Raw genomic sequence first — 10,208 nt, forward strand, 5'->3', positions numbered from 1 at the left:
GGTGCTCGAATCACCTCGGAAAGAGACCGATCAGGGCAAGGGTGACCTCCTTCCGCGCACCGCATCGTCGAGGGGGCGAAGGGGCGTGCGGAAGCGTCCCGCGGCACACCTCGAAATGCGCCACCGCCAGGACGGGGTCGCGGTGGCAGGCGTTGCCCGAGTCGCATCGGGGTCGGCTCGGGCAACGCACCCCGCGCCGCTTCCGCGCGCCGCTCAGCCGAAGACGTCGGCGACGTAGCGCGCCCGGTCCCGCTCCATCGCGGTCATCCACTCCGCGGCCTGCTCCTCGTCCGCACCGGTGACCTCCGCGTAGATCCGGGCGCAGGTGCGGTGCACCGCGGGCGCCATCCGCTGCCCGTCGCCGCACACGAACACGGTCGCGCCCCGTTCGACCAGCTCGGCGACCTCGGCCCGGTCGGCCCACAGCCGGTCCTGCACGTAGCGGACGCCGCCGTCGGGTTCCGCCGAGTACGCGGGCCGCACGTCGACCACTCCGGCCGCCGCCCACTCGGCCAGCTCGTCCCGGTACAGCTGGTCGGACTCGGGGCCGTGGCAACCGAAGAACAGCAGCGCAGGCGCGGGCCGCACGCCCTGCTCGGCCGCGGCCAGCGCCCGGTCCTGCAGGAAACCGCGGAAGGGGGCGATGCCGCTGCCCGCGCACACCAGCACCAGCGGCACGTCCAGCTCCGGCGGGTGGAACGCCACGTTCGACGGGCGCACGGTGACGGCGACCTTCGACCCGGGCAGCGCCTGCGCGAGGTGGTTCGAGGCGGCGCCCTCGTAGGTGCCCGCGCCGGACCGCGCGGGTTCGTTCAGCACGGCGACGGTCAGCGTGGCGTGTTCCGGGTTCCACCGGGGAGAGCTGGAGATGGAGTACTGCCGCGGCGTCAACGGGCTCAGCAGTGCCAGGAACGCGCCGAAGTCGAGGCGGCAGGCGGGGTAGCGCTCCAGCAGTTCCAGCACGGTGACCCCGGGGCGCAGCACCTGCTCGGCGTGCACCTCCGGGTCGGCGGCCAGCGCGCGCAGCGCCTGCGCGTCGGGCGGGCACACCGTCGCCCCGGCCAGTTCGTCGAGCTGCCTGCGGGTGGCGGGCCTGCCGAGTTCGACGTAGCTGCCGAGCAGTTCCCCGGCGGCGACGTGCGCACCGGTGGGCAGGGAGGTGCCCTCCCCGCGCAGCACCACCTGGTCGTCGTGGGCCAGCTCGAAGCGGCTGAGCGCCCGCGCCACCACGGCCGGCGGATTCACCGGCAGCACCGCCAGGTAGTCCCCGGCGCGGTACCGGACGCCCTCGGGCAGGGCGATCTCCACGTGGTGCTTGGCGCCGACGTCCGGGGAGCTGAGCGGCCGGTTCGCCACGACCGTCCCCCACTGCAGGTCGTTGGCCCGCACGATGGGGTCGCGCACGGCCCCGACGTGCTCCGCGGTGAGCCGCGGGCCGGTGGCCGGTGTCGCGTCGCCGAGCTCGAACTCGGCGGCGACCGGCTCCCAGAACCCGGCGTACCAGTCGTCGAAGTCGCCGAAGAAGTCGCCGCGCGCGTCGGCCCGGCCGCGCGGCAGCAGGCGCTTCGCACCGGTCCGGGCCAGCTGCTCGTCCACTTCGGCAGGCACGGCCTGGTAGGTGCGCGCCCAATCGGTGTTGCCGCAGCCGAACACCGCGTACCGCACCCCGTCCAGCGAGCCGTCGGGCTGCTCCCGCAGCCAGCGCACGAACTCGCGCGCGTTGTCCGGCGGCTGCCCCTCGTAGGAGGCGGTGACGATGACGGCGACGCCGTCCGGCCCGAGGTCGCCCGCCGCGGCGTCGAGCTCGGCGAGTTCGCCGGTGCAGCCGCGGGCGGTGGCGTCGTTCGCGATGCGCTGCGCGAAGGCCTGCGCGGTACCCGAGTTGGAGCCGTAGAACACCCGCACGGGCACGCCGTTCGGTTCGGCCTGCGCCACCTCGGGCGCGGATCGCTCGGCGGGGGCGCCGCCGTGCACGATCCGCCGGTCCCGCCGGTGGACGTGCATGAACAGGCCCTCCGGCTTGATCGTCAGCGTCTGCTTGATCTTGAGCTGGTAGTCGGGGTCGGCGGCGGTGATGTCGAAGCGCTGCAGCAGCATCGCCAGGAACAGCGTCGCCTCCTGCAGCGCGAAGCCGCGGCCGATGCAGGAGCGCTGCCCGTTGCCGAACGGCTTCCACGCGTTCGGCGGCAGCGCCTCGGCCCGTTCGAAGGTGAACCGGTCCGGGTCGAAGGTCTCCGCGTCCGCGCCCCACACCGCCGGGTCCCGGTGCAGCCCGGGCACCACGACGAGCAGCTCGTCGTCCCGGTTCACCTCGTAGCGGCCACCGAGCACGGTCCCGTCGGCGCGCGGCGACACCCCGAACGCGGGCGCGGTCGGCCACAGCCGCAGCGATTCCTTGAGGACCTGGTCGAGGTAGCCGAGCCCGCTCAGGTACTCGAACCGCGGCGCCTCGTCGCCCAGCACCCGGTCCACTTCGGACCGCGCGGTCGCCAGCACCTCGGGGTGCCGCAGCAGTTCGTGCAGCGTGAAGGTGAGCAGTCCGCTGGTGGTCTCGTGCCCGGCGATGAGGAAGGTGACCAGCTGGTGGCGCACGTTCTCGTCCGGGAGCCGCCGCCCGGTCTTCGGGTCGGCCGCGGTGAGCATCGTGTCGAGGATGTCGCTCTCCCCGGCCGGCAGCGGGTTTCGCCTGCGGTCGCCGATGAGCTGGTCGGCGACCTGGTGCATCAGCTCGACGTCCGCCGCGTACTGCTTGCGGGTGCCGCGCATCAGCAGTTCCTGGCCGGGCAGCCGCCGCGGGCGCGCCCCGGCTTCGACGAGCCCGCGCACCATCGATTCGACGAACGGGTTCAGCCGCTCCGCGTAGAAGCTGTTGAAGCGGTGGCTGAACGAGCACAGCGCGATCGTGTCGAGGGTGAGCCGGGTCGTGTCGTCGGCGATGTCGACGCGGTGCTCCGGGCCCTGGCGTTCCCACTTGAGCAGCAGCTGCTCGGCGATGTCGGCCATGCCGTCGAACATGGTGCGCAGCGCGGCGGGGCCGAACGCGGGCATTAGGATGCGGTGCGCGGCCTGCCAGTTCGGTTCCTCGGTCCACGCGGTGAACAGCCCGTCGCCCGCGAAGTCGCGGACGTTGACCAGGGCGGAGCCGAGGGCCTTGTCGAACCGCTCCTCGTCGCACAGCTCGTCGACGAGCTCCTGGGACTGCACGATGATCAGGCTCCGGCCGGGCAGCTGGAGCCGGAAGATCGGGCCGTGCTCGGCGGCCATCTCCACGAAGCGCAGCACGCCCTTGCCGCCGTCGAGTTCGAGCAGGTTGCCCACGAGCGGCTTCGGCTTGGGCTGCGGGATCGGGACGAGTTCCTGGGCGGTGGTCATCGGCATCTCCTGCGGGAGCGGGTGGTTCAGAGCCGGGTGGCGGGACGGGCCCGCAACCCGGCGAGCGCGTTGTCGACCACGGCGGCCGCGTAGGCGTCCGGCGAGTCGGCGGGCCGGTGCCCGAACGTGACGAGCACCGAGGCGGCGCCGTGCGCGGTCGTCCACAGCACGGTGCTGATCGCGGTGGCGTCCCCGGCGAGCACGCCCTGTTCGAGGCAGCCCGCGACGCGCTCGGCGACGAGCCGGTAGGCCGGGTTCACCTCGTCCGGGCAGTCCGCCTTGTCCGCCGGGGTGCCGCTCATGAACAGCGCCCGGTAGTGCACCGGGTCGTCCTGCGCGTAGCGCACGAACGCGAGCATCAGCTCGCGGAGCCCGTCGACGCCGCCCTGCCCGCCGGTGCCGGCGAGGTCGGCGGCGACGCGTTCGAAGCCCTGGGTGGCCAGCGCGCGCAGGATCGCCTGCTTGTCCGCGAAGTACGAGTACAGCGACATGGGCGCGCAACCGAGGCGCCCGGCGAGCTTGCGCATGGTGAGCCCGGGGAAGCCCTCGTCCCGGATGAGCCGCTCGGCGGCGTCGAGGATCTCCTGCCGCAGTTCACCGCGGACCCGCTGGCGAGCGGTCTGGGACGTCACGTCGCACCTCCCGTGCGCACCGGCCCGGCGACCGGTTTCCGTACATGTACGAACCACTGTACATGTACGGAATGCGGACGCCGCGAGCCTCGGACCACCGGCCCGCCGCGGTCATGGATGCTCACCGCAGGGTGATCCGAGGATGAGCCGTCCGGGGACGACCGGGCGGATCACCGCGCCGCTCGACGACCTGCTCGACCTGGGCCGCACGGCGCGAGGAGCGGACGACGACCCGGAACCGCTGGTCCGAGCCGTCATCGCGCGCGGATGACGACGACCGCGGTCACCGCAGCGGGAACGGCACCCCGCGCTGCTCGGCCGGGCGCGGGCCGAAGATCCGCCGCTGCGATTCGTCGATCGCGAGGTCGTTGATGCTGGCCTCGCGGCGGCGCATCAGCCCGTCCGGCGCGAACTCCCACAGCTCGTTGCCGTACGAGCGCCACCAGCGGCCGTCCGCGTCCCGGCACTCGTACTGGAACCGCACCGCGATGCGGTCCGCGGTGAACGCCCACAGCTCCTTGCGCAGCGCGTAGTCCAGCTCGCGGCGCCACTTCTCCCGCAGGAACTCGACGATCTCCGCCCGGCCGGTGACGAACCGGTCCCGGTTCCGCCACACCGAGTCCTCGGTGTAGGCGAGCGCGACCGCCTCCGGGTCGGTGGTGTTCCACGCGTCCTCTGCGGCCTGCACCTTCTGCGCCGCGGTGTCCGCGCCGAACGGCGGGTACGGGGGACGTCCGGTCATGGTGCTCTCCTCTCGCACGCTGGAGAACGTGCGTTCTCCGCGCTGCTAATCTAGAGAACGCACGTTCTCCACGCCAGGGAGCAGACCGATGGACCAGCGCACCGCCACCACCCGGCTACTCGACGCCGCCGAGGAGCTGTTCTACGCGCGCGGCGTGCAGGCCGTCGGCATGGACGAGATCCGCGCCGCCTCCGGCGTCTCGCTCAAACGGCTCTACCAGTGCTTCCCCTCGAAGGAACAGCTCGTCGTCGGCTACCTGCGGCGCCGCGACGGGCGGTGGCGCGACTCCCTCGCCCGCTCCGTCATCACCCGCGCCCGAGGCGCCGAACAGGTGCTCGCCGTCTTCGACTGGCTGCACGAGTGGTTCTCCGAACCGGGTTTCCACGGCTGCGCGTTCCTGAACTCCTTCGGCGAGCTCGGCGCCACCAGCCCCGCCGTCGCCGCCGTCGTCCGCGAGCACAAGACCGAGGTGCAGCGGTACCTCGCCACGCTCCTCACCGACGCCGGCGAGGCGCGGGCCGGCGCGCTGGCCGAACAGCTCAACGTCCTCGTCGAAGGCGCCATCACCACCGCCGCGATCACCGGCACCCCGGCCCCGGCCCACCACGCCCGAGCAGCGGCCGAAGCCCTCCTCACGCACCGCTGATCCGGAACCCGACCCACCACGACCGATCACTGGGTACGGTCATCGGGCCATGGGACACGACCGCTGGATCCTGAACGAGGAAGACGAGTGGGATCTACCCGCAGAACCGGGTCCTCGATCGTGGTCGTCGCCGGGCGCGGCTACCTGGTGCAGGGCGGGTTGAACACGACGATCGCCGGGCAGGCCCGCCGGGTTCTGGTGGTGTTCTTCGCGGGCACGCTGGTGACCGGCGGGTTCGCCGCCTTCGACCTGGTGATGATCACCGGGACGTCGCCGGACGTGGGCGGCACGTCGGGCGAGTTCACCGCCGGACTCGTCGGCTACCTGCTGCTGCCGCTGGTGCTCGTCGTGCTGTCCGCGGTGCACGTCGCGGTCGGGCGCCGGTGGTTCCGCCCGTCGCCCGCGCTCCTGCGGAAGCACTCGGCTACTGGGCGCCGAGGTCCGGGACGGTGAGGGAACCGTCGGCGGCGAGCGGGAAATCCGGGTTGTGCGCGATCTCCCACGGGCGCCCGTCCGGGTCGGTGAACACGCCCGCGTAGCCGCCGTAGAACGTCTCAGCGGGACGCCTGGTCACCAGAGCGCCGGCCGCCTCGGCGGCCGCGACGATCTCGTCGACCTCGGCCGCGGACCGGGCGTTGTGCGCGAGGCAGACGCCGCCGAACCCGCGATCCACCGGCAGCCCGCAGTCCCGCGCGAGCGCCTCCCGACCCCACAGCACGAACGCGCTGCCGCCGGTCTGGAAGAACACGGTTTCGCTGAGCTCCTGCCCGCGCCACCCGAGCCGCTCGTAGAACGCTTTCGCCCGTCCCAGATCGTCCACCCCGAGCGTGACCAGGCTCACCCGCTGCTCCATCCCCGCAGCATAACGACGTCCCCGACGACTCCGGCCGACTCGGCGTCCGATCAGGATCCGTGCGCACGCGACGCGGTCGGTCTCCCCTCACCGCATCGGGCTCTTGCCCCGGGGCTCACCGCGTCAGGGGCGGGCCTGCTCGGGCACTCCCGGGTGTCGATGACCCAGGACGTCTACATGGCTCGGAAGACGGTCAGCCGGGACGCGGCGACGGCGCTCGAAGCAGCCTTCGCTAAAGAGTCAAACTGGTTTCGTGTGGGTTCTGTGTGGATGCGATCTTGATCCGGGAACCGAACGACGCTCTGACCAGGCGGGATGGTGGGGCGCCTGGGGATCGAACCCAGAACCCACGGTTCTCGCGTCCGCGATCATCAACGTTTGCCGTCACCTGACGACATGACCGTCCATCTGCATGGACGCCGACACCGAGCACACGGTCACCTGTCGTCGTATGACGTCGCTGGCGATCGATGGTTGGCACTTTCTTGGCAACCTCCGAGACTTGATCTACGACGTCTTGCCCGTCCTCGAGAGCCAACAAGCAGGAGGCAACCACTCCATACGGCTTGCTTGCTGTTGATCTAGTAACGGATATGATCGTTACATGGACGTGGCGGTACTGTCAGATGTTGATCTAACGCAGCAGATCGGGTATCTCAGGCATGAGCAGTTGCGGCGCGCAGGCAAGACCCATGCCTGCGCGCGGTGCGGCACAGCGTTCTGTGCCCGTGCTGGAGCTCGCTACTGCTCTGGGCGTTGCCGCGTGGCTGCGTGCCGGGCGCGCCAATTGGACAAAAGCCGCTTGAGGGGTGCGAAATGATCGCCGACGCCGAAACGACGGCGCCAATATCTGTCCGAGTTACAGGTAGGACACGAGCGGCCAGCCCGCTGCGCTACCCAGGCGGCAAGGCCGCATTGGCAGGGTTCTTCGGTGACATTATCGGAAGGCTTGAGACCCCACCCACAACCTATGTCGAGCCTTACGCAGGCGGAGTGGGCGCCGGGATCGCCCTGCTTAAACAGGATCGAGTTCAGAACCTGGTCATCAATGACATAGATCCCGCAGTCTATTGTTTCTGGAAGTCCGCAGTCCAGAACGCTGACCAGTTCGCCACGCTGGTCCAGGATACGCCCTTGGACGTAGAGGAATGGCGCCGCCAGAAAGCGATCTACCGAGCCGCCGATGAAACCAACTCCCTCGCACTTGGGTTTGCATTTTTTTACCTCAATAGAACTAATAGATCAGGAATTCTTAATGCTGGCCCCATCGGGGGAGTAAAACAGCTAGGAAACTACAAAATCGACGCCCGATTCAACCGTGACCAACTCGCCGATAGAATCGCCTCGATAGGCAACCTCAGGTATCGCATCAAAGTGCAGAACGTGGACGGAATATCCGTCGCCCAGAAGTACATTTCCGACGACTCTGCTTTTGTTTATATTGACCCCCCATACGTTGACATGGGCGGAAGCCTATACCTTAACTCTTTCACTCATCGCGATCATGCAGATCTGGCTACCGCACTGGGGAATCAGCCAGATGGAAACTGGGTAGTTACTTACGATCCATCAGATTTTATTCGGAATCTTTATAGTCAATATGATACACGTGATTATCAACTCAGTTACAGTGCACATCGGACAGGCAAGGCGAGCGAGCTAATGATTACTTCGCGGCGCGTCGCAAAGCTGCTCGCCTCGGCTGAAGACGAGCAGCTGCGCGAAAAACCCTCGGAACTATGAATTATTGACCTACGATCACGATCAAAATAGGCTTGAGGCGATCCCACGCCTCATGCACCTGAGCCCCAGCTACGATCAAGTCAGGTTCATGATTGCTCGCGTTAAGCGACATAGTAGTAGCCGCGAATTGAGAGGCATCCATCCTTCCTTTTCGCTTAAGATCGTTTACGCTGTTGACGAGCGCGGTCATCCGCTGGTTGGATTGAAATTCTTTCGCAAGCTCGTTGACGCAATGGCCGATCTGGCTTCCTGCCAGTAAGTCCTGCCTACCCTGAGCTGCAAAGTATTCCTTAATAGAACACTCCAAGATCGTACGCAGCAGATCATATGCAGCATTAGGAAATCCCTGAACATTGAGTTGTTTTAGCTCTTCGAACCGTCGTCGCATCCCCGCAGAGGATCCCTTGTATTCAAACCCATCCATATCCAGCCGCGCTCGCGTATCACGACGGTTCGACCCACGGGAGCTAGGGCCAGAGGGGTCTTCAGCAGTCGTATCGACCGGCTTAGATGCTGCGTCGGCAGGGTCTGGCGCTCCGTTGGTAGACGTAGTCGATTCGCTGCCCTCATCCACAGCGCGAGAATGCATATCTGTTCCAGAATTAGATGTGGAACCCCCGCGAAACCCGCCAGAACCTCCCGCACGAGCATGCTGCTCACTATCGTTACCTTCGGGATCCGCTACGTCCACATCCCCATGAGGGCCGTCCTCAACGATACTTCGCAAAATCTCGACAAAATCGTCGTGCTCGTCTTTTTTGGCCATCAATTCAGGGGAACGCGTATTAAGTTTTTTGTCCTTGAACTGCTTCATTAGGTAGATCAGACCACGGCGTAATCCTTTACTGACCCGACGGGGCCGTAGCAGCCCGTCCTTCCCGAAAGAGATTCCGAGTGCTTGTTGGATTTTCGGTCTCTCGTAAGCATATTCAAAGGAAGTCATCTTCAGCTTACTCGATTTTACCCACTGCTCAAGCTCAGCGTCGTCGTAGTGCAGGCTACGGATGAGCTCACGCATCTCTCCCATGCGGATGAAATCCAAGATCTTTGGCTCGCTTGGATAGAGAGCACGGAGATCATCGACAGTCGTGGTTGGAGAGAGTTGTGCGTGATAGAAAACGGCTTGCTGCTCCCGCATCCACCCCTTCTTGGGGCTCCGAGTGTGGAGCCGTGCCAACAATGGTTGGGCGGCTTCCCGAGATGGCGCGAACATAACTCGGATCTGTGTCGGGATATCAGACTCCGGGTAGCGACTGAGTAGCCGTTGCATCCGAGGCGCTGCCTTGCCAAGCAGCAAGGGGTCGCGAGTTGCCTTCAGCGCAGTAACCCGTCGGTTGCCCTCCAGTACGACACATCGACCACTTTCGACAGTGACTACTGGTATCTCGTTATCGATATAGCCGTCGCGGAGGATGTCCCGGGCCAGATCCAGCAGGTCGCCTTCCTCAACAAGGTAATTGGCGATCGACGAATCGGTAAGCTGACCACCAGGTATTCGGACATTATGAATGTCGAGGTCTAGCTCGTCCAGACCGCGCTCCTCGATCGGCCATCCGGGCATGAACTCTCCTATACAACTCAGCGGATTCATCAGTAATCAGCATGATCTTACCTGTCAGCGGCGTCCTCTCGCACGCATTATGTAGGATCAGCAGCGATGCTGGTAGCTGGGCTGTCAGTTGCGTGCATCGCCCGCGGAGAGCACGCGGTCACCTGATTGTCCTCACCGCATGGACGGACCGCCTCCGCATGAGCGGAAAGCAGCCTCCGCCGAACTGCGGCTTTAGAGTTCATTTCAAGGTACGTCATACTGGCGGCGTTAGCGCGCTTGGAGGATCTTCGCCAGTGACCACAGCCAGGCAACCCACTACGCCCCGCGAGTTGAGGCCACCCGCAGGAAGTGGCTAGCCGGCCCCCTTACAGCGTGCCCAGCACTGCCCTATTGAACCTGTCTAAAGCGGCTACCCGACTGGCGGATTCGGAAGCCAGTACGGTGCGTGCTGTTGTCAGCGTTGCCGTCCACATCTCATCGCTGCGGCCCCTGCGTGGTTCCTGGCCGCCTGCCTTCCTTCTGCGCCCCGGACGCCGGGGGTCGACGGGACCGGCGCCAGCCGCACGCCCGGGGGGCCCCCCCGGGGGGGGGGGGGGGCGGCCCCCGCGGGGGGGGGGGCGCCCCGCGGGGGGCGGGGGGGGTAAAAAAAAAAAAGAAAAAAAGCCTGC

Annotated in this window: 9 protein-coding genes; 4 read left to right on the plus strand and 5 right to left on the minus strand. The window is 66.9% G+C overall.

Annotated elements, in window-relative coordinates:
* Window positions 1-213 precede the first annotated feature (213 nt).
* Window positions 214-3,372 (minus strand): bifunctional cytochrome P450/NADPH--P450 reductase, encoded by a 3,159-nt coding sequence (locus tag LCD33_RS20780; RefSeq protein ID WP_224966626.1) that lies wholly within the window; start codon window positions 3,370-3,372, stop codon window positions 214-216.
* Between the two features lie 26 nt (window positions 3,373-3,398).
* On the minus strand, window positions 3,399-4,004 hold the full coding sequence (locus LCD33_RS20785) for a TetR/AcrR family transcriptional regulator (protein ID WP_224978168.1): 606 nt from the start codon (window positions 4,002-4,004) through the stop codon (window positions 3,399-3,401).
* A 142-nt stretch (window positions 4,005-4,146) separates the two neighbouring features.
* Between LCD33_RS20785 and LCD33_RS29020 the strand changes: the two genes are divergently transcribed.
* The gene (locus LCD33_RS29020; protein ID WP_255614775.1) at window positions 4,147-4,275 is read left to right on the plus strand and encodes a hypothetical protein; all 129 of its coding nucleotides are present in this window, start codon (window positions 4,147-4,149) and stop codon (window positions 4,273-4,275) included.
* 12 nt (window positions 4,276-4,287) lie between these two features.
* Here the strand turns inward: LCD33_RS29020 and LCD33_RS20790 are convergent, their stop codons facing one another.
* On the minus strand, window positions 4,288-4,746 hold the full coding sequence (locus tag LCD33_RS20790) for a nuclear transport factor 2 family protein (protein WP_224958550.1): 459 nt from the start codon (window positions 4,744-4,746) through the stop codon (window positions 4,288-4,290).
* 88 nt (window positions 4,747-4,834) lie between these two features.
* Here LCD33_RS20790 and LCD33_RS20795 point away from each other — a divergent pair, with 88 nt between their 5' ends.
* Complete coding sequence (locus LCD33_RS20795) at window positions 4,835-5,392, plus strand: TetR/AcrR family transcriptional regulator (protein ID WP_224966625.1); 558 nt, start codon at window positions 4,835-4,837, stop codon at window positions 5,390-5,392.
* 87 nt (window positions 5,393-5,479) lie between these two features.
* The gene (locus tag LCD33_RS20800) at window positions 5,480-5,845 is read left to right on the plus strand and encodes a hypothetical protein (RefSeq protein ID WP_224966624.1); all 366 of its coding nucleotides are present in this window, start codon (window positions 5,480-5,482) and stop codon (window positions 5,843-5,845) included.
* Here the strand turns inward: LCD33_RS20800 and LCD33_RS20805 are convergent.
* Window positions 5,817-6,245 carry a VOC family protein gene (locus LCD33_RS20805; RefSeq protein ID WP_224966623.1) on the minus strand — a complete coding sequence of 143 codons (429 nt, stop codon included), beginning with the start codon at window positions 6,243-6,245 and terminating at the stop codon, window positions 5,817-5,819. The two genes, LCD33_RS20800 and LCD33_RS20805, sit on opposite strands and share 29 nt — an antisense overlap.
* A gap of 816 nt (window positions 6,246-7,061) precedes the next feature.
* On the opposite strand from LCD33_RS20805, the gene LCD33_RS20810 reads away from it, so the two are divergent.
* Window positions 7,062-7,988, plus strand: a complete 927-nt coding sequence (locus tag LCD33_RS20810; RefSeq protein ID WP_224978169.1) for a DNA adenine methylase — start codon at window positions 7,062-7,064, stop codon at window positions 7,986-7,988.
* Between the two features lies 1 nt (window position 7,989).
* On the opposite strand, the gene LCD33_RS20815 is transcribed toward LCD33_RS20810, so the two are convergent.
* A complete protein-coding gene (locus LCD33_RS20815; protein WP_224978170.1) occupies window positions 7,990-9,549 on the minus strand; it encodes a hypothetical protein in 1,560 nt (519 codons plus the stop codon).
* Window positions 9,550-10,208 lie beyond the last annotated feature (659 nt).

The organism is Saccharopolyspora sp. 7B (assembly GCF_020177435.1).
In the GTDB taxonomy this organism is placed as follows: Bacteria; Actinomycetota; Actinomycetes; order Mycobacteriales; family Pseudonocardiaceae; genus Saccharopolyspora_C; species Saccharopolyspora_C gregorii.